Annotated in this window: 26 protein-coding genes; 12 read left to right on the top strand and 14 right to left on the bottom strand. The window is 57.9% G+C overall.

The window, feature by feature from the left end; genetic code table 11:
* Positions 1–44 precede the first annotated feature (44 nt).
* The 9 genes from mutS to sppA form a co-directional block, all read right to left on the bottom strand.
* Positions 45–2,696, bottom strand: a complete 2,652-nt coding sequence (gene mutS, locus HRR99_RS00130) for a DNA mismatch repair protein MutS (protein WP_233123526.1) — start codon at positions 2,694–2,696, stop codon at positions 45–47.
* A gap of 179 nt (positions 2,697–2,875) precedes the next feature.
* On the bottom strand, positions 2,876–3,757 hold the full coding sequence (olsB, locus tag HRR99_RS00125) for a l-ornithine N(alpha)-acyltransferase (protein WP_233122319.1): 882 nt from the start codon (positions 3,755–3,757) through the stop codon (positions 2,876–2,878).
* Between the two features lie 97 nt (positions 3,758–3,854).
* Entirely contained in the window at positions 3,855–6,101 is a 2,247-nt protein-coding gene (locus HRR99_RS00120; protein ID WP_233122318.1) for a PAS domain-containing hybrid sensor histidine kinase/response regulator, read from the bottom strand.
* 55 nt (positions 6,102–6,156) lie between these two features.
* A complete protein-coding gene (gene lspA, locus HRR99_RS00115; protein WP_111840235.1) occupies positions 6,157–6,663 on the bottom strand; it encodes a signal peptidase II in 507 nt (168 codons plus the stop codon).
* Entirely contained in the window at positions 6,663–7,523 is an 861-nt protein-coding gene (locus HRR99_RS00110; protein ID WP_233122317.1) for a TrmH family RNA methyltransferase, read from the bottom strand. Before HRR99_RS00110 ends, lspA begins: the two co-directional genes overlap by 1 nt.
* Positions 7,520–8,695 carry a class I SAM-dependent methyltransferase gene (locus HRR99_RS00105; RefSeq protein ID WP_233122316.1) on the bottom strand — a complete coding sequence of 392 codons (1,176 nt, stop codon included), beginning with the start codon at positions 8,693–8,695 and terminating at the stop codon, positions 7,520–7,522. The genes HRR99_RS00110 and HRR99_RS00105 overlap by 4 nt, the downstream gene beginning before the upstream one ends.
* Before the next feature lie 106 nt (positions 8,696–8,801).
* A complete protein-coding gene (locus HRR99_RS00100; RefSeq protein ID WP_233122315.1) occupies positions 8,802–9,152 on the bottom strand; it encodes a DUF1049 domain-containing protein in 351 nt (116 codons plus the stop codon).
* A gap of 124 nt (positions 9,153–9,276) precedes the next feature.
* Complete coding sequence (locus HRR99_RS00095) at positions 9,277–9,582, bottom strand: integration host factor subunit beta (RefSeq protein WP_042616207.1); 306 nt, start codon at positions 9,580–9,582, stop codon at positions 9,277–9,279.
* A gap of 26 nt (positions 9,583–9,608) precedes the next feature.
* Positions 9,609–10,562 carry a signal peptide peptidase SppA gene (gene sppA / locus HRR99_RS00090; protein WP_233122314.1) on the bottom strand — a complete coding sequence of 318 codons (954 nt, stop codon included), beginning with the start codon at positions 10,560–10,562 and terminating at the stop codon, positions 9,609–9,611.
* 240 nt (positions 10,563–10,802) lie between these two features.
* On the opposite strand from sppA, the gene lptC reads away from it, so the two are divergent.
* From lptC to HRR99_RS00055, 7 genes are all read left to right on the top strand, one after another.
* Positions 10,803–11,468 carry an LPS export ABC transporter periplasmic protein LptC gene (gene lptC, locus HRR99_RS00085; RefSeq protein ID WP_112497965.1) on the top strand — a complete coding sequence of 222 codons (666 nt, stop codon included), beginning with the start codon at positions 10,803–10,805 and terminating at the stop codon, positions 11,466–11,468.
* A gap of 13 nt (positions 11,469–11,481) precedes the next feature.
* Positions 11,482–12,060, top strand: coding sequence for an LptA/OstA family protein (locus HRR99_RS00080; RefSeq protein ID WP_111840129.1), 579 nt, complete (start codon positions 11,482–11,484; stop codon positions 12,058–12,060).
* A gap of 25 nt (positions 12,061–12,085) precedes the next feature.
* Positions 12,086–12,883, top strand: a complete 798-nt coding sequence (gene lptB / locus HRR99_RS00075; protein WP_233122313.1) for an LPS export ABC transporter ATP-binding protein — start codon at positions 12,086–12,088, stop codon at positions 12,881–12,883.
* Positions 12,884–13,066: 183 nt separating this feature from the next.
* Positions 13,067–14,614 (top strand): RNA polymerase factor sigma-54, encoded by a 1,548-nt coding sequence (rpoN, locus tag HRR99_RS00070; RefSeq protein WP_233122312.1) that lies wholly within the window; start codon positions 13,067–13,069, stop codon positions 14,612–14,614.
* A 224-nt stretch (positions 14,615–14,838) separates the two neighbouring features.
* The gene (gene hpf / locus HRR99_RS00065; RefSeq protein WP_111840132.1) at positions 14,839–15,414 is read left to right on the top strand and encodes a ribosome hibernation-promoting factor, HPF/YfiA family; all 576 of its coding nucleotides are present in this window, start codon (positions 14,839–14,841) and stop codon (positions 15,412–15,414) included.
* Between the two features lie 79 nt (positions 15,415–15,493).
* Positions 15,494–15,955, top strand: a complete 462-nt coding sequence (gene ptsN / locus HRR99_RS00060; RefSeq protein WP_111840133.1) for a PTS IIA-like nitrogen regulatory protein PtsN — start codon at positions 15,494–15,496, stop codon at positions 15,953–15,955.
* Between the two features lie 24 nt (positions 15,956–15,979).
* Positions 15,980–17,104 (top strand): dienelactone hydrolase family protein, encoded by a 1,125-nt coding sequence (locus HRR99_RS00055; protein WP_233122311.1) that lies wholly within the window; start codon positions 15,980–15,982, stop codon positions 17,102–17,104.
* Between the two features lie 52 nt (positions 17,105–17,156).
* On the opposite strand, the gene grpE is transcribed toward HRR99_RS00055, so the two are convergent.
* Entirely contained in the window at positions 17,157–17,792 is a 636-nt protein-coding gene (grpE, locus tag HRR99_RS00050) for a nucleotide exchange factor GrpE (RefSeq protein ID WP_111840134.1), read from the bottom strand.
* A gap of 114 nt (positions 17,793–17,906) precedes the next feature.
* The gene (hrcA, locus tag HRR99_RS00045; RefSeq protein WP_112497885.1) at positions 17,907–18,998 is read right to left on the bottom strand and encodes a heat-inducible transcriptional repressor HrcA; all 1,092 of its coding nucleotides are present in this window, start codon (positions 18,996–18,998) and stop codon (positions 17,907–17,909) included.
* Positions 18,999–19,157: 159 nt separating this feature from the next.
* Between hrcA and rph the strand changes: the two genes are divergently transcribed.
* From rph to hemW, 3 genes are read left to right on the top strand one after another with little or no spacing between them, the layout of a single operon-like run.
* On the top strand, positions 19,158–19,874 hold the full coding sequence (rph, locus tag HRR99_RS00040; RefSeq protein WP_112497886.1) for a ribonuclease PH: 717 nt from the start codon (positions 19,158–19,160) through the stop codon (positions 19,872–19,874).
* Between the two features lie 17 nt (positions 19,875–19,891).
* The gene (gene rdgB / locus HRR99_RS00035) at positions 19,892–20,536 is read left to right on the top strand and encodes an RdgB/HAM1 family non-canonical purine NTP pyrophosphatase (protein ID WP_233122310.1); all 645 of its coding nucleotides are present in this window, start codon (positions 19,892–19,894) and stop codon (positions 20,534–20,536) included.
* Positions 20,536–21,741, top strand: coding sequence for a radical SAM family heme chaperone HemW (gene hemW, locus HRR99_RS00030; RefSeq protein WP_233122309.1), 1,206 nt, complete (start codon positions 20,536–20,538; stop codon positions 21,739–21,741). The genes rdgB and hemW overlap by 1 nt, the downstream gene beginning before the upstream one ends.
* Positions 21,742–21,750: 9 nt before the next feature.
* On the opposite strand, the gene HRR99_RS00025 is transcribed toward hemW, so the two are convergent.
* Positions 21,751–22,086 (bottom strand): metalloregulator ArsR/SmtB family transcription factor, encoded by a 336-nt coding sequence (locus tag HRR99_RS00025; protein WP_422387319.1) that lies wholly within the window; start codon positions 22,084–22,086, stop codon positions 21,751–21,753.
* 103 nt (positions 22,087–22,189) lie between these two features.
* Between HRR99_RS00025 and HRR99_RS00020 the strand changes: the two genes are divergently transcribed.
* Together HRR99_RS00020 and HRR99_RS00015 are read left to right on the top strand one after the other, a co-directional pair.
* Positions 22,190–22,687, top strand: a complete 498-nt coding sequence (locus tag HRR99_RS00020; protein WP_233122307.1) for an SRPBCC family protein — start codon at positions 22,190–22,192, stop codon at positions 22,685–22,687.
* On the top strand, positions 22,684–23,229 hold the full coding sequence (locus HRR99_RS00015; protein ID WP_233122306.1) for a hypothetical protein: 546 nt from the start codon (positions 22,684–22,686) through the stop codon (positions 23,227–23,229). The genes HRR99_RS00020 and HRR99_RS00015 overlap by 4 nt, the downstream gene beginning before the upstream one ends.
* Position 23,230: 1 nt before the next feature.
* Here the strand turns inward: HRR99_RS00015 and HRR99_RS00010 are convergent, their stop codons facing one another.
* Positions 23,231–23,656, bottom strand: a complete 426-nt coding sequence (locus HRR99_RS00010) for a DUF805 domain-containing protein (RefSeq protein ID WP_233122305.1) — start codon at positions 23,654–23,656, stop codon at positions 23,231–23,233.
* 203 nt (positions 23,657–23,859) lie between these two features.
* Entirely contained in the window at positions 23,860–25,323 is a 1,464-nt protein-coding gene (gene dnaA / locus HRR99_RS00005; protein ID WP_233122304.1) for a chromosomal replication initiator protein DnaA, read from the bottom strand.
* Between the last annotated feature and the right edge of the window lie 99 nt (positions 25,324–25,422).

The raw sequence follows: 25,422 nt of genomic DNA, 5'->3' as shown, positions 1-25,422 counted from the left end.
GCCCTATAGCGATTTTAAGACGTGATGGACAGGCACTGTAAGGCTCAAGCGTTGCCAAGTTGTTTCTTGAGGGCATAAAGCGCATCGAGCGCCTCCCGCGGCGTCATTTCATCCGGGTTCAAAGCCTTGAGCGCTTCATCGACTTTCGATTTGCCAGCCGAGCGGCTGTCCTCGCGCCGCACCGCCATCTGAAACAGTGGCAGATCGTCAATCAACTGGCTTGCCGGATTCTTGCGGTCAGCATCCTCCAGCTTGGTCAGAACGTCCTTGGCACGCTCGACTACAGACGCCGGCAGGCCCGCCAGCCGCGCGACTTGAATACCGTAGGAACGGTCGGCAGCACCGGGCCCGACCTCGTGCAGAAAGATAACGTCGCCTTCCCATTCCCGCACCTTCATGGTTGCGTTGGAGAGACGCCCCAGCTTTTCCGACAGCACCGTCAACTCATGGAAATGAGTGGCGAAGAGGCCACGGCACCTGTTGACCTCATGGAGATGCTCCACCGCGGCCCAGGCGATAGAGAGCCCGTCAAAGGTTGCCGTGCCGCGTCCAATCTCATCCAGAATGACAAGCGAACAATCCGTGGCCTGATTAAGGATAGCCGCCGTTTCAACCATCTCCACCATGAAGGTCGAGCGACCGCGCGCCAGATCATCCGATGCGCCGACACGGGAAAACAGGCGGTCGACGATGCCGATATGGGCAGACTCTGCCGGCACGAAGGAGCCGATCTGGCCGAGAATGGCAATCAGCGCATTCTGGCGCAGGAATGTCGATTTACCGCCCATGTTCGGGCCTGTCAGCAGCCAGATGGCGCCGTTGCGATGACCGCCCACCGATGACAGATCGCAGTTATTGGCGATGAACGGCCCGCTCGATTGGCGGCGAAGCGCCTGCTCCACCACCGGGTGGCGTCCGCCCTTGATATCAAACATCATGGAGCCATCGATGACCGGTCGGCAATAGGCCTGCTCTGCCGCCAGACAGGCAAGGCTTGTTGCAACATCGATCACCGCAAGCGCCAGAGCACCAGCCTTGATGACCTCTGAATGCGATACGACGGCGCGCACCATCTGGTCGAAGGCCTGCAATTCCATGGTCAGGGCCTGCGCTGCGGCATTAGCAATGCGGCTTTCCAGATCGGCAAGCTCAGTCGTGGTAAAGCGCATGGCGCCAGCCATCGTCTGGCGGTGGATGAAGCGGGCCTTCGCCTCATCACCCACCATCATGACATCGGCATGTCCGGCGCTGACCTCGATGAAGTAACCCAGCACATTGTTGTGCTTGATCTTCAGCGACTTGATACCAGTCTCTTCGGAATATTGCAGTTGCAAGCCAGCGATGACCCGACGGGACTGGTCGCGTAGTGCGCGGACTTCGTCCAGCTCGTTGCTCCAACCATCGCGCACGAAACCGCCATCGCGCTTTAAGAGCGGCAATTCATCCGACAACGTCGCATTCAACGTCTGCTCAAGCGTCGTCGGAAGCGCCTTCAAATTTGCAAGCGCATCGGCCAACTCATCCGGCAGCAAGCCGTGATCCAGCAATGTCGCGACGTCGGCAGCGGCAGAAAGCCCCACCTTGATCGCACCCAGATCACGCGGCCCGCCACGGTCAAGTGCAAGACGCGAAAGCGCGCGCGGCATATCTGCCACATGCTTCAACGCCTCCCGCAACTCGTCACACAGGGGAACATCATCAAGCAGATAGGCAACGGCGTCGAGACGGGTATTGATCTGCTCCGGGTCCGTCAAAGGCGACATCAGCCGCTCGGCCAAGAGCCGCGCGCCCCCACCTGTCACGGTGCGGTTGATGGCGTGCAGCAGCGATCCATCGCGCTCACCCGAAAGGGTTTTCGTCAGCTCCAGATTGGCGCGGGTGGCCGGATCTATGAACAGGGTCGAGGCCGCACTTTCGCGCTCCGGTGCGCCCAGGGGCGGGCGTTCTGCGATCTGCGTTTTTTCGACATAGGCAACGGCTGCGGCTGCGGCAGCCATTTCGATGCGGGAAAAACTTCCGAAGCCATCCAGCGTGGCGACACCGAAATAGCGCGCAATGCGTCCTTCGGCCGTTGCACTGTCGAACAGAATGGAGGGCTGCGGCACGGCGACACGACCCAGCACATCGAAAACCGGCCTCAGTTCCTCATCATGAAACAGGCTGTCGGCAACGATCAATTCGCGCGGATCGATGCGCCATATATCGGCCAGAAGCCGCGTCAGCGTCGTTTCTGCCAAGCGGAAAACACCCGTGGAGATGTCGATCCAGGCAAGTGCGAACTGCGCTTCGGAACTTCCCTTGATACGGGCCAGCGCCATCAGATAATTGGATTCCGTCGGCGAGAGCAGCTTGTCTTCCGTCAGCGTGCCGGGTGTGACCAGCCGGACGACATCACGACGAACAACGGATTTCGAGCCACGCTTCTTGGCTTCAGCAGGATCTTCGGTCTGCTCGCAAACGGCAACGCGATAGCCGCGCAGAATGAGCTTTTGCAGATAGTCGTCAGCGGCATGGACGGGAACACCGCACATGGGAATATCCTGCCCCAGATGCTGCCCGCGTTTCGTCAGTGTAATGCCCAGTGCCCGCGACGCCTCCGCCGCATCATCGAAGAAAAGCTCGTAAAAATCGCCCATGCGATAGAACAGAAGCGAACCGGGGTTGTTCGCCTTGATCTCGATATATTGCTCCATCATCGGAGTAGCCGAGGCGCGGCTTTCCTCTGAGATGAGCGAGGCAGTGGAGTGAACGTCCGTCAATGGCTTTTCAATATCGCTGTGTGTTGCGGGAAACGAGCGCAGAGACTAACGGTCCCGCCCCATCAGGACAACACACCCGGACCACCTGCCCACAGGAAGCTGCTGATATTCAGGCCCTATCCGTTAAAACGATAGCCCTCGCCGCCGTAATAATTGATGTACCGCCCAGCAATGGATGAGACCGGCAAGATGACCAGCACATCGGTGGTGTTGAAAGCGTGATCGACCACGGCACCGGAGCCGAATGTGGCGCCGATGCGCATATAGGCCTTGATCAAGGGGGGCATGGCCGAAAGCGCACGGCGCGGATTGATGGCTTCCGTGGGCATCATGTCCATTTCACGGTAAAGCTCAGGCAAGGCAGATGCCGACCATTCGCCCTTGGCACCGCAATTGTGATGCAGGAAAGACAGAGGCAAAGCGTGGGCTTCCGGCTGAACACCGGGAAAGGAGGCGCAACCGATCATGGCGTCCATGCGGTGCCTGACGGCGTAGGCCCAATTTCCCTGCCAAAGCAACTCCACGGTTCGCTTGGTGCGATATTCCGGCAGGACGCAGGAGCGACCCAATTCCATGAATCGCTTGCCGGGATGGCGGGCGATCAAACCCTCGATATCGAACTCGCTTGCGGAGTAGAAGCCGTTATGGGCAAAGGCGGTTTCCTGCCGCAACAGACGGTAGGTGCCGACGATCTGATCTTCCGAGTCGCCTTCGATGGCGTTGTCGAGAACCAGGAGATGGTCGCACACCGCATCGAAAGCATCGATGTCGCGGCTACGGCGCATGGCGTCTGCTGGAAGACGCGCACCCATTTCCTCGACGAAGACGCGGTAGCGAACATGCTGGGCAGCGTCGACTTCGCGCTCGTTTCTGGCAAGCCGCGTTTCCAGCGAGCCGATACGCCCGAAGACATCATCATTCCGCGTCTGCGACGCAGGTCTGACGCCAGCAATGACATTGCGCTCGCGAATGTCGTGTTCGAGAATTTCCGTGACCATGGAGAATCGCCCCACCACCGTTTCGTTCTGGCTGTCATAAATCACTTATTGACGACAAAACAGTGACAGTTAGCCGCGCAATGGCCTGCGGTGACACCTAAAATCTGCCAGTCCCTTTTTGAGGAAACAATCGAAGCACTTCCTCGATCAGGCGCTTTGGTTCGACGGGTTTTGCGAGCACGATATCGACGCCCCCAGCCAATAAAATCGATTGCATACCCGGCGTCGTATCTGCACTGAGCACGATGATCGGAATGTTATGACCGCTCAGCGACGCGCACAGGCCGGGAAGGATATCGATGCCATCGCCACCCGGCATATTGAGGTCGGAGATGATGAGGTCCGGCAGATTATCCGGTCCACTGGCGAGGCTCTGAGTAAGGCCTGTAAAATCAGCAACCGAACGCACCTTGCAGCCGGATTTTTCCAGAACAGCGCGTAGAATGCGCAGGTTGACGGGGTCGTCCTCCGCCACCAGCACATCGAGCTCATACGCCGTGTCATCGAGGACGTTGGCAAAACCGAAGCCAGGATGGTGATTGTCGTTGATTGCATCGCGACCCTCAACGCCGCTGAAGCGTCCCGACAAGACATCTGTCAGCGACTTTTCGCGCAGAGGCCGGATCAGCCAGGCGTCGAAGGCATCCTGTTTTTGCGCAGCGCGCTCTTCCGGGTTGACCAACAGAATGCGTCTCACAGGGCGGTCCGGCTCTTTCGGCCAAGTTTCCAAAGTCTCTTGAAACAGTGGGGCCACACGGTGGTCTATGATGATATCCGTCAATCGCTGGAATGCGTCAGGCGATCGGCTAAGCAATGCTTCCAGTTCGCGCCGCGTCGAAGCGTGCAGGCACGATCCACCTAGCGCTTCGACAGAGGTCACCGTTGCCTTTGCGACCGTGCCTGACGGAGAAAGCAGCAGAACGTTTGCCTTTCTCAGAGCCTCCGCGCGATGTGACGGCAGGGTCTGCGCCAACGGGGCAGGCTTGAATGTGAGCGTGAACACGCTTCCCCTGCCCCGTTGGCTGGCGACTTTGAGTGCGCCTCCAAACTCACGGATGATCCGGGCCGATATGGCGAGGCCAAGCCCGGTGCCAGCGCTGCGCTGGGAGGTTGGCCCGGCCTGTTCGAATTCACCGAAAATCCGCGCCTGCTCCGCGCCGCTCATGCCCGGCCCGGTATCCTCGACAGCGATTGAAAGTTCGCCATCCGCCATCTGGGCCTGAACAAGCACGCCGCCCTTGCTGGTGAACTTCACCGCGTTGCCAATGAGGTTGAACAGCACCTGGCGAAGCCGTGCCGGGTCGAAATCCAGGTAATCGGGAACATCAGGCGTCACGATGGAGGCAATCTCGATGCCTTTCTCATGGGCGCGGTGGGCCAGCATCTCCACCACGCTTTCGATCAATTGACGAAGGTTTTCGGCGCGCGGATTCAGCCTGAAACGACCGGCCTCCATGGTCGAAAAATCTAAGAGGTCCTCGACGAGCTGCACCAGTGCTTGCCCAGATTCACGCATACCATTCAAATAGTTTCGCTGCTCGTGGTTCAACTGCGTTTGTGCGAGCAGATGGTTCATGCCGAGGATGCCCGATAGTGGCAGGCGGATTTCGTGACTGACCGTTGCCAGCAGCCTGCCCTTGGCAGCATTGGCATTCTCAGCCCGGACCCTCGCATCTTCACGGCTGACGATGGCGGCTCTTTCATCGGTAACATCACGCGCGATGCTGTTGATGACAAGACGGCTGCTCGTTGCATCATTGGCAACGACGTCGTGCCAAGTGAAAATGCGCTGGCCGTAGGGCGTGGCGATTTCCACGTCGTAACAATGCGCCTTGCCGCCGGGGCGAAAGGCGATGCCGATTTCCTCGCATGTTTTGCCCTGCGGTGAGGCGCAGCCGGTCATTTCACAAAAGGCCGTATTGGTGTGCAGGATACGCCGCTCCAGATCGCGAGTGACCACGATGTCGCCCATGGCCTCATGGATTTCAGCCATCAGTGCCGCGTTCTGCCTCTGTCGCGCCTCGATCACCGTCGCATCGCGCATGGAGGCCTGACGCAGCATGGAGGACCGGACCATCATGTAAAAGGCGCAGGACACGCAGATAGCAACGGAGATCGCCGCCATATAGAGCGCCGCATCTCCACCGAGATAGACAGCGCTTGCAAACGCAAAGCCGCAGCCTGCGGTAAACAGCGTCACCCGGCGCAGGATTTTGTTGTAAAAGGCAAGTGCGCCCGCTTCTGGCGGACTCGTCGTTTTCGAAACGACGGGCAAAACCGCATCCGCCTTAGTCGGGCCGAAGGCTTCGGAAAGCTGATCTTTCAGTTTCGCCAGTTCGCTCATGCCACATAGCTACCACGCCAGCCGTTTGGATTGGCTTGGCTTGAACGCTAAACTTTTAGCGTTCCTCGTTTTTGGCGCGCTGGGTTGCCCTGGCGTGCAATATCTCATCCAGAATGACGCAACCGGCACCGATGGTGATGAAGGAATCGGCAAGGTTGAACACGGCAAAGGACCATGTGTCGGTGTGGAAGAGAATATAATCGATGACATGGCCGTATAGAAAACGGTCGAAGATATTACCGGCGGCACCAGCGATGATGAGCGCGAAGCCCAGATGCGCGAAGGTGCGGTCCGCATCCGTCTTGCGCCACAGCCAGATGACGAAACCGACGATGGCCAGGCGCATGGTGACGATGAACCAGCCTTCCATGTCAGCCAGCATGGAAAAGGCAACACCGAGATTATAGGTGCGGTAGAGCGCCCAGAAGGGCATGACCGGCACCATCTGCTGCAAGGGCAGATAGGCTTCTACCAGAAGCTTGATGATCTGGTCTGCGATCAGCGCACAGACGATCAGCGCGATTGCCGGGATAGGCTTGGAGAACAGAGCGGGTTTGGCCATCATTTTACCGGTGCGAGTTCGAGAAGATGACGGCGGGCTTCAAACAGCATCACTGCCGTTGCAATCGCCAGATTAAGAGAATCGGCACGCCCTTGCTGCGGAATGCGCGCCAGCTGGTCTGCCTTCGCCGCCAGTTCCGGCGGCAAGCCGGATTGTTCGTTGCCCATCAGGATCACGGTCGGCTTGCGCTTGTAATCGATGGTTCGGTAATCGACCGAACCGGCAAGATGGGTGGCAACGACACTGGCACCAGCGGATTTCTTCCAGGCCAGAAATTCCTCTACTGTCGCATGCGCGACGGGGATGGCGAAGACCGAACCCATGGTGGCGCGCACTGTTTCCAGCGAAAACGGATCGGTGCAATCGCCGACGAGGATGACGCCGGATGCGCCCGCCGCATCGGCGGTGCGAATGATGGTGCCGAGATTGCCGGGATCACGCACGCGGTCAAGCGCAACAAAGGTCTGACCGTCCTGCGGCTGGATATCCCTCAGCGGCGTCCATTTCTGATCGAAAATGCCGACCACCATTTGCGGATTGTCGCGGCGTGTGATGGAGGACAGGATTTTTTCGGTCACTTCCAGAACAAGCCCGCCTTTGGCAACCGTCTTGGTTGCAACCTGTTCGACCAGCGGTTTGCCCTTGGCATTTTTGGCGTAGACCAGCGTGCGGATCGTCCAGCCTAGTTCCAGCGCATCGATCACCAGCTTCAACCCTTCGGCCATGAAGGTGCTGGTTTCTTCCCGGCCCTTCTTCTGGGTCAGGTTCTTGATGTCCTTGATGATCGGATTGGCAAGGCTGGTGACCTCTTTGACCTGCCCTACCCGGCCCGGTCTGTTTTCACGGCGGTCATCGATCATTTCGGCACCCAGCGGCTGAAGAGAGAGGTGGAAAGCGCACGGCCACGCGTCTTGCCGTCAAGACCGGCCTCGCGGATGACGAGTTCGCCGGAGACAACTTCGCCACCTGCGCCGCGCATGGTTTCGCGCATCAGCTCATGCATGGAATAGAAACTGGCCCGGATCGAATAGGCCGTCAGCACCAGACCCAGCGCCTTGGGCGACAGAATATCGCGGCAGACGTCCAGCATCAGTGGCAGATGCTCGAACAGTTGCCAGATCTCACCATGGGTGCCACGGCCGAAGTGCGGCGGATCAGTGAGAATAATGTCGTACGTGTTGCCGCGCCGTTCTTCGCGCTGGATGAACTTCATCGCGTCTTCGCAAATCCACCGGATCGGTGCGTTTTCCAGCCCCGCCAGCGCCTGATTTTCCCGCGCCCAGCCGATTGCTTTCTTGGAAGCATCCACATGGGTCACTTCCGCACCGGCAGCCGCAGCCACCAGAGAGGCGACACCGGTATAACCAAAGAGATTGAGAACCCTGAGCGGGCGACCCGCCGTCTCGATCGTGTGTTTCAGCCATTCCCAGTGAACGATTTGTTCCGGGAACACGCCGACATGGCGAAAGGCGGTGAAACGACCGAGGAAGTTGACACCGAGAAGCGAAAGCGGCCATGTTTCGCCCAGTTGCTCCTTGGGAAAGCGCCAGCGGCCCATGCCGTCTTCATCCGTATCGCCGGTGAAGATGGAGTCGGCGTTTTCCCAAACGCGCTCGGGCAAGCTTGGACGCCAGAGCGCCTGCGCCTCGGGCCGCACGATGCGGTAGTTGCCATATTGCTCGAGTTTAAGACCGTTGCCCGTATCGATCAGGTGAAAATCACCAGCGCCCAGCGATTCCAGGATGACCGGAACCTGTTCACCCGGCAGATCACCCGTCCGCTGCTTGAGGGGCCGTGGCGGAACCTGCTCGGTCTCTTGTGGCGCGACCTTGATCTTCACACTGTCCTGAACGCCCGCCTTTGCAGCTGGTTTGCCGGGTTTGGACGGCGCGCTGGCGGCAGCGCGAACATGGTCCGGCGCGCGGCTGCGAGGAGCGGTCTCTTTTTGCCTTGCCGGTTTACCGGCATTGCGCTGCCGGGGTTCCTGCCCCGCGCGCGACTTGGCGCCCGGGCGGTTGTCTTTTTTCTTCAACGGGGTTCTTTCCAAGTCTGACCGCATTTTATGCGACAGCGAATAGCATCACAGCGCAATATTATCAAAGGGCTGCGGTTTCAACACCGATCACGTCGTGGAGACCTCACTTGGCGGCGATGCGCACATCCGTGGACGGGGCGATGACCACCGCATTAGCGGCTGCCTTCTGCCGGTTGGCTTCGTCATGCCAGCGCACGGCTTCCTTAGCTTCGGTGCGGGCGCGCTTGCGATACTTACCCTGCGAAAACCATGTGACCAGAGAGCCGAGAAAGATGCCGAAAATAACGGCGAGGAATATGAAGACGAAGAACGGCGCGGAGAAGGACAGAACGCTGTCATCGGGCCGGAAAGGATTGAGCGCGAGTGTCACGGTCTGCCGGTTGGCCACGCACAACACCACCAGAATGATGGCGAGTGGCACCAGAACCACGAGATTGACGATCTTCTTAGACATCCAACGATACTCCGTCTTTAGGGGCCTTCAGACAAACCTGCATGGACGTCAGATAGGAGCCCGACTGCTCGGTCTCAACCGTTCTCCAAAGCGCAAATCGCCAAACGATCTGCACCATGGATTTTTAGTCCTCGTCTTCGACGTCGCTCATGCCCGGATTGAGACGCTCGCGCAGCTCCTTGCCGGTCTTGAAGAAGGGAACCCATTTTTCCTCGACAAAAACGGACTCACCCGTGCGTGGGTTCCGTCCCGAACGTGAGGGGCGATTCTTGACTGAAAAGGCACCGAAGCCGCGCAACTCCACACGGTTGCCCGCCGCCAACGCATCCGTGATCTCATCGAGCACGGCGTTGACGATATTTTCCACGTCACGGTGGTAAAGGTGCGGGTTGTGCGCAGCAACAATCTGCACCAGTTCAGACTTAATCACGGTTGCCCCCTGAAAGAATTGGATTTTTAACGTTCCCCAACCTGCCAAACCGAAACAAGACCGTCAAGAAACAACTTGTCGGCACCCAGCTGGCGAGGCACGTTGAAAGGCAGAAATTCGTCATATCCGAGCATTTTTGCGATGCCCGCAAGACTGAAGAGTGAAAATGGCGAGCGCTTGGGCGGAGCCGTCCATTCGACGATGGGCAGATCCTTGGCGACCTTGCGGCTCTCGAAATAGCTGCGAATTTCCTTTTCACCACCCAGCGTATCGATGAGCTTGACCGCAACGGCCTGACGACCGGTGAAGATGGAGCCATCGGCAAGCTTCAACACGTCTTCACGCGGCAGCTTGCGGCGGTCTGCGACAAGGTCAACGAACCAGCCGTAGCTGTCCATGACCATGTTGCGGATCATGGTCTTCGATTCTTCCGGCGGCTCGTGGAACGGCGAAGGCTCCGCCTTCATCGGCGATGACTTGATCTCCTGCAAGGAGACGCCAAGTTTGTCGAGCAGAGGCTTGACCTGCGGATACTGGAAAATAACGCCGATCGAGCCAGTGATCGATGTGTCACCGGCAATGATCGTGTCGCCCGCCGTGGCGATCATGTAGCCAGCGGAAGCTGCCAATGTGCGGACGTCGGAAACAACAGGCTTCTTTTCGGCCACCGCACGGATCGCCTTGAAAATGCGCTCGCCGCCATAGGTGGTGCCGCCGGGAGAGGAGATGGAAACGATCAGGCCCTTGGCGCTGTCGCTGTCTGCAATCTTTTGCAAGCGCTCCAACAACTCGGTGTCGTCTTGAATGAGACCACTGATTTCGACACGTGCAATGTGCGGGCGCACACTCGTCGTCGGTTCGGCAAAGGCGAAGCGGTAGATCGCGAAACATCCCGCCACCAGAAGAAGAACGGCAGCGACGCGCCAGAATGTCAGCTTGCGCCGCAATTGTCTGCGATCTGCGATTGCTGTCTGATCCATTTGCTCACCTTAACTCAGGACGCCGTCAACGATTTATGCCAGCCATATGAGCCTTGTAGCCACCTCTTGCCAAGAAACAAACGGAAAGCTTTGTTTTGATAAAAATATCGTAGCTCTTGCGCTCATTCTGAGAAAAACCATATTGGCAGGGCAAGTGCCGCGTGCCAAAGACAAGTGCAACCCATGATAAAGTCGCTAATATGTGCGTTATAGCGACGAGATTTGCCCCGGACCCAGATGATGCTTGAACGACTTAGCCAGCCAGCGCCCGGTTTTCCCCTGTCTGACGGACAGGCAAGCGCCTATGCGCTGGCGTTGCGTCATTCGTCTCGCGTCAAGAAGCTGAAGATCATTCTTCCGCTTGGCGCAGCACTGATATCGCTCACCTTTATTGCTGTCTCGCTGGCGCGGACATGGTTGCCGGATGAGGTTTCGCTGGAAAGCGCGACGGTCGAGAATGGCAAGATCGTCATGGAAAAGCCCGCACTTGCGGGACGCAACAACAAGGGCTTCGATTATTCGATGAACGCCGAACGGGCCTTGCAGGATATTGCCAGCCCCAACCTGATGACGCTGGAAAAAGTGCTTGCAGCGGTGCCGATGAACGACATCGTCGCGCAGGTCGTGGCGCAGGAAGGCATTTTCGACCGCGCCACCAACCGGCTGAAAATGACAGCGCCCTTTGACATCAATCTCAGCAATGGCATACAAGCAAAGTTCCAGTCTGCGGATGTGGACCTGAAAGCCGGAACGATGGACAGCTCGACGCCTGTTACCATCACCACCACTCAAGGTTCAATTGTTGCAGAAAGTTTGCATATAGCAGATAATGGCAAGACGATTACATTCTCGGGGCAGGTACGGGCACGTATAGCTGCATCCACCATTCAGAACGCAGGCAAGTGAGAGCCCGACCCAGATGATGCAGATTTCGCGCCCAGCCCGTTACGTCAATGCTGCCTATTTCGCTTCTGCCATCGCTCTGGCCTGTCTTGCAGGCCCTGCTGCGGCGCAAAATGCGACGAGCAAGATGGAGGGCCTGAAGCTTTCCAACGATCAGCCCATCGCCATCGAGAGCGACCAGCTCGAAGTGCGCGATCAAGAGCGCAAGGCTTATTTCACTGGAAATGTGAAGGTCGTGCAGGGAACGACGACGTTGCAGGCGGGCAAGATGACCGTGCTTTATAAAAGCAACGGCGAAGGCGCTGCTGCCAATTCATCGATCACCAGCGGCGGTGCGGATATCGACAAGATCTTCGTCGATAACTCTGTTTACCTGACATCGGGCACCCAGAAGGCGACAGCCGACAAGGGTGAATTCGACATGGCGGCGCAGACGTTCATTCTCTCGGGAAAACAGGTCGTTCTCTCGCAGGACACCAATGTCTTCACCGGCTGTAAGTTGACCGTCCTGATGAACACGGGTGAAGCAAAGCTCGAAAGCTGTGGCGGGCCTGTCCGCATCATGCTCGACCCCAAGTCCCAGAAAAAGCAGTAGTTCCCAGCCCGTGAAGATACCATCCATGTCAAAGCTGTTCGGCGCAGGCTCCGCACGCGCACTCGAGGCGGATATCGCTCCCGGTGACAAGGCGCGGTACGAGGGCACATTGATCGCCCACGGCCTGACCAAGACCTACAACACCCGCCGTGTCGTCAATGGTGTCTCGCTCGTCGTGCGTCGTGGTGAGGCCGTGGGCCTTCTAGGCCCCAACGGCGCTGGCAAGACCACATGTTTCTACATGATCACCGGCCTCGTTCCCGTCGATAGCGGCAAGATCGCCATCAACGGCAATGACGTGACCGGCATGCCGATGTATCGCCGCTCGCGGCTCGGCGTCGGATATCTTCCGCAGGAAGCATCGATCTTTCGTGGACTGACGGTCGAAGACAATATTCGTGCGGTTCTCGAAGTGCATGAGCGCGACGAGAAGAAGCGCAATCGCAAGCTTGATGAACTCCTGGAAGAGTTTCACATTTCGCAACTGCGCAAGTCGCCAGCGGTCGCGCTGTCTGGTGGTGAGCGTCGCCGTCTGGAAATCGCCCGTGCGCTGGCGACCGACCCGACCTTCATGCTGCTGGATGAACCCTTTGCAGGTGTTGACCCGATTTCGGTCAGCGACATCCAGAATCTGGTGCGTCACCTCACAGCCCGCGGCATCGGTGTTCTCATCACCGACCACAATGTTCGTGAAACACTGGGTCTGATCGACCGCGCCTATATCATCCATGCGGGGGAAGTATTGACCCATGGTCGCGCTTCGGAAATCGTCAACAATGCTGACGTCCGCCGCCTGTATCTCGGCAATAATTTCAGCCTGTAAGTCACTTGGCCGTAAAACTTAGGTCCGGTTAACGGTCCACGCAAAGAATCTTCCACTCGACCTGACAGTTGAGCTTGACCAAACAAAAATAAAAAGCAATTTTTGGGCCAAGTTCTACCTCCCCGTTCAGATTTTTTCAAAAATATCGACGGGTAAAGGGTTTATGGGAGTTTAGCGTCCGCCATGGCCTTGTCCGCCAGTCTTTTGCTGCGTCAGAGCCAGTCTCTGGTCATGACCCCGCAACTGATGCAGTCGATCCAGCTGCTTCAGATGACCCATATCGAGCTGACACAATTCATCGCTCAGGAAGTTGAAAAAAATCCGCTGCTGGAAATTGTGGCAAACGATAGCGATTTGGGCAGCGCTTCTGCATCCGTCGAAGACAGCTATGCCCAGGCGGAACTCACCACAGACCAGTTCTCCGAAAGCGCTCACGATCCCGAAGAGTGGTACGGCGACCGCGCCAGCAGTCTCAACGAGCAGCTCGACACGAATTTCGAGAACGTCTTTCCAGATGATAGCGCAGCGCCAAAGGCGGATGCACCGGAGCTGATCGGCCAGTGGAAATCCATGCCGGGCGCCGAGTCTTCCGAGGCCTATGATCTCGACGATTTTGTTGCGGGCAAGCCCAGTCTGCGGGACCATATTGGTCAACAATTGCCCTTTACCGTCACCTCTCTTCAGCACCGGGTGATCGCGGATGCCCTGCTCGATCACTTGGATGAGACCGGCTATCTGGCTGCGGACGCCGTCAACGAGATTGCTGAGCGCCTTGGCAAAGACGAGCGTGACGTGAATGCCGTCCTCACCGCGCTACAGGCACTCGATCCACCCGGTATTTTTGCCCGCTCGCTCAGCGAATGCCTGTCCATCCAACTGGCACAGAAGGATCGCCTCGATCCGGCGATGAAAGCGTTCGTCAGCAATCTCGAGCTGTTGGCGAAACGTGACTTCGTCTCTCTGAAGCGGCTTTGCGGGGTGGGCGAAGAAGACCTCCTCGACATGCTCGCCGAAATCCGGTCGCTCAACCCCAGACCGGGCGCAGGCTTTGAGACCGGGATTTCGGAAACCATCGTGCCCGACATCATCGTCAGGCCGTCCTCCGACGGAGGTTGGCTGATAGAGCTCAACCCGGAAACCCTCCCCCGCGTCCTTGTCAACCAGACCTATTTTGCTCAGGTCTCCAAACTCAAATGCCGTGAGGGCGAGGATGGAGAATTTATGTCCGAGTGCATGCAGACCGCAAGCTGGCTGACCCGCAGTCTCGACCAGCGCGCCAAGACCATCATGAAGGTTGCAAGCGAAATCGTGCGGCAGCAGGACGCATTCCTGCTGCACGGTGTCGATCACCTGCGCCCACTCAACCTCAGACAGGTGGCCGACGCGATCAAGATGCACGAGTCCACCGTCAGCCGGGTCACGTCACGCAAATACATGCTTACGCCGCGCGGCCTGTTCGAACTCAAATATTTCTTCAGCGTTTCAATTGGGGCGGTTGAGGGCGGCGACAGCCATTCGGCTGAAGCCGTGCGGCACCGCATCAGGATCATGATCACGCAAGAAGCGCCAGATGCCGTACTTTCAGACGATGATATCGTCGAAATTCTGAAAAAAAACGGTGTCGAACTGGCGCGGCGAACGGTCGCAAAATATCGTGAAGCGATGAATATTCCGTCATCCGTACAGCGGCGTCGGGAGAAAAAAGCCATGGCAAAAGTTACCGCTTCGTAACGAAAAATTCATATATTTCAATTTGTTAATAATGTTAATTGACTCTTGATGCCCGCGAGGCTAGAAGCTCGCCGCATAGAGGGCAGGGGCCGGATCAACCGTTAAATACATGCGGCGCTTTTGCGCCAAGCCGGAATGAGACCGAAACGGACTCGAAACGCTTGGATGAGCGCGTCGCTTGACGTAAGCTGGTACACGCAAATCACTGAAAAAGGAAAAATTCCATGAGTGTGCGTGTATCTGGTAAACATATGGATATCGGCGAATCGTTCCGTCAGAGGATCGAGGACAACATTAGCCTGGCGATTACCAAATACTTTGACGGGGGGTATTCCGGTCAAGTGACTGTGGAGAAATCTGGCGCGCGTTTCGATGCCGATTGCAAGATCCACCTCGATACCGGGGTCGTCTTGCATGCAGCGGGACAGGCCAACGATCCACAGGCGAGTTTCGATGCGGCAGCGGCGCGGATAGAAAAGCGCCTTCGCAGATATAAAAGAAAACTGAAGGACCACCACAACGGCGCTTCGGCAAATGGTATCATGGAAGAATTTCCCTATACCGTGATGGATGCCGTGCCGGATGAGGACGACGAGCTGCCGGAAGATTTCGCACCGACCATCGTTGCCGAGACCTCCAAGCAGGTCAAGACGATGACGGTTGCAAGCGCGGTCATGGCGCTGGACATGACAGACGAGCCGGTGTTGCTGTTCCGCAGCCCGGGCAAGGAACTCAATATCGTTTACCGCCGCAACGATGGAAACATCGGCTGGATTGACGCGGCGACGATCAAGAACTGAATAGTCTGACAGGACATCGGGAGTGCAGCCGCCATGCGGTGGCACTCCCTTCGTCTCGATGGCATGAAGGATAAACAGAATGGCGTTGGCAGATTTGCTGCAACAAGATGCGATTATTCCCGCCCTCAAGGTCAATTCCAAAAAGCAGCTCCTTCAGGAATTGGCGGCAAGAGCGTCCAGGATCACCGGAGTGCCTGAGCGGGAAGTTTTCGACGTCATATTGCAGCGTGAGCGGCTGGGCTCGACCGGCGTGGGCCATGGCATTGCCATCCCGCACGGCAAGCTGGCCAGCATCAACACCATCGTGGGCGTTTTTGCACGCCTGGAAAATGCCGTCGATTTCGAAGCGCTCGACGACCAGCCGGTCGATCTGGTGTTCCTTCTTCTGGCGCCAGAAGGCGCTGGTGCCGACCATTTGAAGGCGCTGTCGCGTATTGCGCGCGTGCTGCGTGACCCTGAATTGGTTGCCAAACTGCGGGCAACGGAATCCGACACGGCGATTTATACCTTCCTCAACCAGGAACAGGCCACAGCGGCCTGAGTGCGTGGCACAGGTCACGGGCTGATGGAGAACAGCAGCGACCCTACGTCTGAAACGGGTACTCGCGCCCAGACGCAGGGTGTAATGCCCGATCATCTGCCGGTCTTCTCCGCCTCGCTAAAGCAAAGACTTCATTTTCCTCTTAGCTGGCGACCCGGCGAAGACGATGTTTGCGCGTGGAAGGCCACGGCACGGGCCAAACTTCACGCGTTGACCCAGCAACAGCCAGACGATACCCCGTTCACACCGTCCACGATGGCCTCCAAGGATCGTGGCAGCTACATCGCACACAAGATCGCCTTCAACCTGACCTCTGACAGTCGGGTACAGGCCTTTCTGCTGGTGCCAAAGGGCGAAGGCCCGTTTCCAGCAGCGATTTTTTATCACGACCATGGATCGCAGTTCGATATCGGCAAGGAAAAGCTTGTGGAGCCCTGGGACGACGATGCCCGCCTGACATCCGCCAAGGCATGGACGGCAAGGTTCTTTTCCGGGCGCTTTCCGGCGGATGAACTTGCCCGCCGTGGTTATGTCGTGCTGGTGACCGATGCCCTGGGCTGGGGAGACCGCGGCCCCCTGACCTATGATGGCCAGCAGGCTCTTGCCGCCAATCTTTTCAACATGGGCAGTTCATTGGCGGGCTTGATGGCACTGGAGGATACGCGCGCTGCGGATTTTCTCAGTAGCCTCCGCCAAGTGGATAGCACCCGTGTCGCGGCTATCGGCTTTTCAATGGGTGCGTTCCGCGCCTGGCAGGCAGCAGCGCTGAGCGATACAATCAAGGCTGTGAGTGCGGTCAACTGGATGGCGACGGCTGAGGGCCTGATGGAACCCGGCAATAATCATTGTCGTGGAGGGTCAGCCTGGCACATGACCCATCCGGGGCTGATGCAGCATATGGACTACCCGGATGTGGCAAGCCTTTGCGCACCCAACCCGATGCTGATCTTCGCAGGCGAGCAAGACACGCTGTTTCCGCTCGCGTCCGTTAAAACGGCTTTTCAGAAAATGAGTGGGGTTTGGGACGCGTGGGGCGCTGGGCATGGTTTCGAGAGCAAAATCTGGCCCGGTGGCCATGCCTTCGAAGCTGTTCAGCAGGATTACGCCTATGACTGGCTGGATCGCCAGTTCGATCTAGCCAAGACATAAAACCGCCTGATAGCGGTCCACCCCGGCCATAGACCGGGGTGGACCGTCTACATTACGCGTCTTTTTCGTTCAGGCCGCTCGTGCCCGGCTCAGCCGCTGTGGGCGCATCACCCTTGGGGCCGCCCTTGGCAACGCCGACCATCGCTGGGCGCAGCACGCGATCGCCAATGGTAAAGCCCGCTTGGACGACCTGCACGACCGTGTTGTTCGGAACCGCCGTATTGGGAATTTCGAACATAGCCTGGTGGAAATTCGGATCGAACTTCTGTCCTTCCGCATCCATCTTGCGCACACCATGACGCTCCAGCGCCGATAGCATCGAGCGCTCAGTCATATCGACGCCTTCGATCAGCCCGGCAATGCCAGCTTCGGAATTCGTCTTCAGCTCCTCGGGGATGGTGTCGAGGGCACGGCGCAGATTGTCGGAAACGGCCAGCATGTCGCGGGCAAAGCCTGCAACGGAATAGGCCTTGGCATCCTTCACGTCGCGCTCGGTGCGGCGGCGCAGATTGTCCATTTCCGCAGCGAGGCGCAGAAATTTATCGCGCAGATCGGCGTTTTCGGCCTTCAAGACGTCGATTGGATCTGGCTCTGCCTGCTCTTGCCCTGCGTCTTCAACAGCAGCAGTGTCGGCAGCCTCGTCTACGACGTCTGCGTCAGGTCCGGTCTTGTTGTTGTCATCGGTCATGACGTTCTCCAGCTTCACATGTGTTCATGGGTTGAGCCCGATATCGAGCTTTGCCGGGCAAAAATCAAGGCTCGCGGGCAAATCCGTTTCGGATTCGGTGATGTCTTTTGAGGATCAGCGTCTTTGGCTGGAAAGTCGGGCCATAATCTGGGCGGTATAGTCTACCATCGGCACGATACGGGAGTAGTTGAGCCGTGTCGGACCGATGACGCCGACCGCACCCACCACCCGGTTCTCATCATCCCTGTAGGGCGCGACGATCAGAGATGAGCCCGACAGGGAAAACAGCTTGTTTTCCGATCCGATAAAAATCCGCACGCCAGACCCTGTCTCGGCCAGATTGAGAACCTCGATCAGATTGTCCTTGCGCTCGAGATCATCGAACAGCAGCCGCACCCTGTCGATGTCTTCTTCGCCGGCCAGCCCTTCCAGAAGATTGGAGCGTCCGCGTACGATGAGCCGCCCGAGTTTACCCTCTTCATTATCGCCCGACCAGACAGCCAGGCCGCGCTCCACCAGATCCTGCGCGAGCGTACTCAGCGCGCTTTGCAGCTCAGACTTCTGACGCAGAAGCTGGTTGCGCAGTTCCGGCAGCGTCTGCCCGGAAAGATGCGCGTTGATAAAATTGGCCGCTTCCGTCAATTGCGACGAGGTAATCCCGGCGGGCAGTTCGATGATACGGTTCTCGACCTGATTGTTGTCGCCGACCAGAATGGCGAGACCCTTGGTCGGCTCCAGGCGAATGAATTCCACGTGCTTGAGAACGGCGTCGCTTTTGGTCGTCAGCACCAAACCGGCGCCCCGCGACATGCCCGAGAGCATGCGGCTCGCTTCCGTCAGAAGACCCTCTATCGATTGTTCGCGCCCTGAGACCGGGCCGATCTGCCGGTCGATGCTGGCGCGCTGTTCGGCAGGCAGATCGGCCACCTGCATAAAGGCGTCTACGAAGAAGCGAAGCCCGCTTTGCGTCGGCAAGCGGCCGGCGCTGATATGCGGCGAATAGATCAGGCCAAGCTGTTCCAGATCGCTCATGACGTTGCGAACGGAGGCGGGAGACAGAGACATTGGCAGCAGGCGCGAAAGGCTGCGCGAGCCCAGTGGCTCGCCATTTTCGAGATAGCCTTCGACGATGCGCCGGAAAATCTCGCGTGAGCGATCATCCAGCAGCGCACCCGGTTCTGTTCCAATCGGAGGAGAAACGCCCATTCGCCAGCTCTTCATCAATTCAGTACTGTAAGGAATATAGTCATTCGCTTGCACAAGTGAAAACGGAAATTCCAAGGTGGCGGTGCTGAGACCCGCTTTTCCTTTGCAAAACCGGTGCTGCGGCCTTAGAAGGCGCAGATCAACACGGAGACGAACCACATGCGGCCTTCAGGCAGAAAACTCGATCAGATGCGCAAAGTTTCTTTTGAGCGCAACTTCTCCAAGCACGCAGAAGGCTCCTGTCTGGTCAAATTTGGCGATACGCATGTTCTCGTCACCGCCAGCCTTGAAGAAAAGACGCCACCATGGCTGCGCAACAGCGGCAAGGGCTGGGTGACAGCCGAATACGGCATGCTGCCGCGTTCCACACACGAGCGCATGCGTCGCGAAGCCGCGTCCGGCAAGCAGGGTGGCCGCACCCAGGAAATCCAGCGGCTGATCGGTCGGTCGCTGCGCGCCGTGGTCGATCTTCAGGCGCTGGGCGAACGCCAGATCAGCATCGACTGTGATGTCATTCAGGCCGATGGCGGCACCCGCACAGCCTCCATCACCGGCGCCTGGATTGCTCTTCACGACTGCCTGAAGTGGATGGAAACGCGGAACATGATCAAGGTCGAGAAGGTCCTGAAAGACCATATCGCCGCCATTTCCTGCGGTATTTTCGCCAGCCAGCCGGTGATCGATCTCGATTACCTAGAAGATTCTTCGGCTGAAACCGACGCCAACTTCGTCATCACCGGTTCCGGTGGCATCGTTGAAATTCAGGGCACGGCTGAAGGCGCGCCTTTCTCGGAAGAGGAATTCCTGACGCTGCTCGGTCTTGCCAAGACCGGCTGCGCGGAACTCGTTGAGCTGCAAAAGCAGACGATTGCCTGAGCCAGGACATCAAAACCATGCGCAAACTCGACACCAGAACCATCGTCGTTGCCAGCCACAACAAGGGTAAGATTACTGAAATCGCCGATCTCATCGGCCCTCTCGGTTTTTCCGCCAAGTCGGCTGCGGAGCTGAATTTCGCAGAACCCGACGAGACCGGCACGACATTCGAGGAAAACGCCGCCATCAAGGCGCTGGCGTCTGCGCAAGCGTCCGGTTTGCCATCGCTGTCCGATGATAGCGGTCTGGTGATCGATGCGCTCGACGGCAATCCCGGCGTCTACACCGCCAATTGGGCGGAAACGGCTGACGGTACCCGCGATTTCGCCATGGCAATGCAGAAGGTGGAGGATGCGTTGCAGGAGCGCGGCGCGACGGAGCCTTCCGCCCGCACCTGCCGCTTTGTCAGCGTGCTGTGCCTCGCATGGCCCGATGGCCATACCGAATTCTTCCGCGGCGAGATCGAAGGGACCGTTGCATGGCCACCGCGTGGTGCCAGCGGCTTCGGTTACGACCCAATCTTCCAGCCGGAAGGACACGAGACGACCTTCGGCGAGATGACAGCCGAGGAAAAGCATGGCTGGAAGCCCGGTGACGCACAGGCGCTCTCCCACCGCGCCCGCGCCTTCAAGACATTCGTCGAAACCTGTCTGGACGCATGATGATCGATCTCGGGAGCAGGTTCTCCCCTGCCCCCGATGCGACGCTGCTGCCCGATACCGGTGAGCCCGGTTTCGGCATCTATGTGCATTGGCCCTTCTGCGCGGCCAAGTGCCCCTATTGCGATTTCAACAGCCATGTCCGCCACAAGCCTGTGGATCAGGACCGTTTCGTTGCCGCCTTCCTGCGTGAAATGGACACGATGCGGCAGCTGAGCGGCGCAAAGGTCGTGACCAGCGTTTTCCTGGGCGGCGGCACGCCATCGCTGATGGACCCGCAGACCGTTGGCGCCATTCTGGATGGCATCGCCCGTTTCTGGCATGTGCCCGATGGCATCGAAATCACCATGGAAGCCAACCCGTCCAGCGTCGAAGCGGAGCGTTTTCGCGGTTATCGCGCCGCTGGCGTCAACCGTGTCTCCATGGGCGTGCAGGCGCTGAACGACCGTGACCTGAAATTTCTGGGCCGCCTGCATGATGTCACCGATGCGCTGAAAGCCATCCGGCTGGCCCGCGAGATCTTCCCGCGCATGTCGTTCGATCTCATCTATGCCCGCCCCAACCAGACGGTCGAGGAATGGGAAAAGGAACTCGTCGAAGCCATTTCCTATGCCGTCGATCACCTGTCGCTCTACCAGCTGACCATCGAGGAAGGCACCGCTTTTTACGGTCTGCACAAGGCAGGTAAGTTGATCGTGCCCGATGGGGACCAATCCGCGCTGCTGTATGAGGCAACGCAGGAAATCACCGCGCGACACGGCATGCCCGCTTACGAAGTCTCCAACCACGCCATACCGGGTGCTGAAAGCCGCCATAACCTGACCTACTGGCGCTACGGCGACTATGCCGGCATCGGCCCCGGCGCGCATGGGCGTCTGACCAAAGGCGGCGCAAAACTCGCCACCGCCACCGAACGCCACCCGGAAACCTGGCTTGAGGCCGTCGAACGCGATGGCCATGGCATTCTGGATCAGGAAATGCTGGGTGTCGAAGAACAGTCCGATGAGCTTCTGCTCATGGGCCTGCGCCTGCGCGAAGGCGTTGATCTTGCCCGCTGGAGCGATCTCTCCGGCCGCGACCTCGATCCCGACAAGGAAGACTTCCTGCTGCAACACGGCTTCATCGAGCGTCTGGGCAATTCACGCCTGCGCTGCACACCATCAGGCATGCTCATTCTGGATTCCGTGGTGGCTGATCTGGCGTGTTGAGGTAGTCCGTTATTCGGACTTCGCACCCACATCGTTTTCCTGCGCCTTACGCGCATTCTCCGCACTTTCGCGCCGCAAGGGTGCGCCAATCGGGCAGATGTCCTGCACGAAACCGGTCAGGCTATTGGCCAGTGTGTCCGACACCTGTCGGTAATAGACATACTTGCCACGCTTCTCAGACGAGACCAGTCCCGCATGTTCAAGCAATTGTAAATGCTGTGAAATCGACGGTTTCGACATCTCGAAACGGGCGGCGATATCGCCTGCGTTCATCTCATGATGCGCGACATAAGCCAGGATTTTTCGCCTGACGGGGGAGGCCAGTGCCTCGAAAATCAACTGAATGGACATGGCTCTTTCTACCATTAATCAATTAGACAATCAACTAACTATTGACAGGACAATAATTAGTTGATTACCTAATTGTAGAAATGAAGGAGATCAGATCATGCAGATTCACTCGCAATGGATTTTCAACAGCGCCCCGCACCATATCTGGCCGCATTTTCTCCATGCCAGAATGGACAGCTCGAAACCCTTCCTGTTTCGCTTCGGCATTCCCAAGCCCGTCAGTTGCAAGGTGCTGGAGGGATACGGTGCTCTGGGCAACACGCGCCAATGCACCACGGATCGCGGCACCATCGATCAGCGCATTCTGGATTACATTCCCAACGAGAAACTGCGTTACCGCATGATCGGCAGCACCGTCTGGTGCAAGGACTGGATCGGCAATCTGGAGGATGAATTCACACTGGTTGCCATCGGGCCGAACATGACCCGTGTCGAGCGACGAAGCGAATTCGTCGCACATGGATGGCTGGCACCCGTCAAGCAATTGGCACTCTGGGTCGCCCTGAAACAGGCCCACCGCTACGCCTCAAAGAACTGGCGCAGATTGAGCAGTGAAAAGCAGGCTGCCGATCAGACACTGGAGGTCTTACTATGAAGGAGCGTCAGACATCGCAGATCGTGGCCCGCGTCGTCTATTTCGTGGAACTGATTATCTTCGCAGCGCCCTTCTACCTGACATATGGACTGGTGGCGGTGATCAGCGCGCCTTACGCAGGCTTACTGATCCTGTTCAGTCCGGTTTGGCTCATGACTTACTTCGTTGATGCGAATGGAGAAGCTGCGCCTGTTCTTCTCATCGGAGTAATCGTCATCTTAGCCGCGGCGCTGTCCGTGACCGGTGTCATCGCCCTATGGAAACTGGCAAAGCTCTCGCACATCTATCTCTTCAAGGGTGCGCAGGAGCTGTCAGCACACCGCCGTGATTTTCGGATCGGTTTTTATTGCGGGCTGGCGCCGCTCATTTTCGCGACGACCGTCATGGCGGCTGTGGGCGTCAGCGATGGTGGCTGGACAAATTTGCCTTTTGCCATCATTGGCGGCGGCACATTGCTCGTACCCGTCACCCACCTCTGGATCGCGATGCGCAAGCCTCACGAAGAACGCGGGTCGATGACGAAACTCCACTCCTTAGCCTAGATCAGGTCTCGTCTCGGCCCGCCGTGCAATACCAGACGATCACGACGATCGATCCGATCGGGAAAAATCCCGAGAGAAGCTGGTGCCATCCACTGCGATTGATGTCGTGAAGGCGACGCGTAGACACTGCGATCATCGGTAAAAACAGAATGAAAGACCAGATCAGACTCAGGAACCCACGACTATCAATCGTGTCGACACCCAACGAGCTGGCCGACACAAATAGGAAAGAAAACCAGTATTCCGATCGGGACGCCCTGCCGCGGAAATTGACGTAGTTTCTGAAGAAGCTGGCAAAAGCCTCTCCAAACGTCATCGGCATGGCCGGTGCACCGAACCTGTTGGGTCCGGGTGGCGGCGGCCTGAAGACGAAGATCAGCGGGAAGGCAATAAGAGCAATGATAACAATCAAATGCCAAGCCGACATATCGTGCCTTTCCGTCGTCTCAAATCACAGTGAAAATATATGCATTTTGCACCCGTAAGGGTGCTGAATTGAAAAGAAGCAGCGTTAAAGCTGTCGTGAAATAATCACACGTATGGCTCAATTACAAGTAGAAAGACCGGCTTTCGCTTTTGAAAATGCGGCCGGTCTTTGATGGAATGGTCGGGGTTCCCCGACCACCACATTCACGCGTTGTTTTCGTTGATCAACCGCTTCAAAAGCTCGACCTCGTGGCCGAGTTTCGTATCGCCGCCGATCAGTTCCTCGATCTTGCGGACCGCATGCAAAACAGTTGTGTGATCGCGTCCGCCGAAGCGGCGACCGATTTCCGGGAAGGAGCGCGGTGTCAGCATCTTGGCGAGATACATGGCCACCTGACGCGGCTTGACGATAACGCGGGTGCGGCGGTTGGAGACCAGTTCCTGGCGCGAGACGTTGTAGTGTCTGGCAACGATGCGCTGGATGTCCTCGATGCGCACACGCTTGGCTTCGCCGGTGCCGACCAGATGCGCCAGCAATTCATCGACGCGCTCCACCGAAAGGTTCGGTTCGAACGAACGGCGGAAGATCAGCTGGTTGAAAGCGCCTTCCAGTTCGCGACCGCTGGCGGTAACGCTACGGGCCACGTGGGAGACGATTTCTTCTGGAATATCGAAGCCTGGGTCTTCCTGACGGGCAGTCGCGATGCGCTGGGTCAGCATTTCGTGGCGCATATCATAGTCGGGGCCTTCGATTTCGATGGCCATGCCGCCCTGAAGACGCGAGCGAACGCGTGGATCAAGCGATTCCAGTTCCCATGGTGCGCGGTCAGCGGCAACCACGACCTGCTTGGCACTGTCGAGCAGCATGTTGAGCAGATGGCAGAACTCGTGCTGGATCATCTTGCCCTGCAGGAACTGCATGTCGTCGATGACCAGAAGGTCGATATTGCGCAGTGTGTCCTTCAGGGTCAGCGCGTCGTTGTCGCGGATCGCGGTTGCGAAGCGCCACATGAAGTATTCTGCGGTCAGATAGACGACGCGCGGATTGCGCGGGCTGTCGACGGCAGCGTTGGCGATGGCCTGGAGAAGGTGGGTCTTTCCGAGACCCACACCTGCATGGATGAAAAGCGGATTGAACCGCACGGCACCCGCACCGGCCTCAGCGATGGTCTTTGCAGCAGCCAGAGCCACACGGTTGGACGCACCTTCAACGAACGTGTCGAAGGTAAAGCGGCTGTCGAGCGGCGAACCGAAAAGCGGGCCGGAGCCAGCGTGGCGGGTCACCGGTGCGGAAGCACCTGAGATCTGCGCGCTTGACGATGGCTGTGGCGGAATGAAGGGCTTTGCTCTCTGGACGGATGCGCTCACATCAGCGGCGGGCTGGGCGCGTTCTTCGACCGGAGCAGGACGTGCAGGACGGCTTGCCGAACGCACGAGAATTTCGACCTTCAAGACATCGGCATCCTCGCTCTGAACGAGCGTCGTGATGAGATCGATGTAGCGATTGTTGATCCATGATTTCAAAAATGTCGTTGGAACGGTAAACCGTACGACGCTCTTGGAAACGGAGTGGAGCTTCAGGCGAGCAAACCAGCTCGCATAAACTTCCGGTCCGACCTGCGCCTTAAGCCGCGCGCTAAAACGTTCAAACAGCGCGTCTTGCTTCATAACCTGGTTGTCCCTTGCCGCATCAGTACCAGCTGCATCACATGCCTTTGGTGTGCGGTCCCCGTTTGATACCGCACCCATCACCAAATTCAATTGCAT

It is taken from the genome of Agrobacterium vaccinii, assembly GCF_021310995.1.
In the GTDB taxonomy this organism is placed as follows: Bacteria; Pseudomonadota; Alphaproteobacteria; order Rhizobiales; family Rhizobiaceae; genus Agrobacterium; species Agrobacterium vaccinii.
The sequence above is the reverse complement of the archived record's forward strand: the minus strand, read 5'-3'. Positions and strand labels throughout refer to the sequence as shown.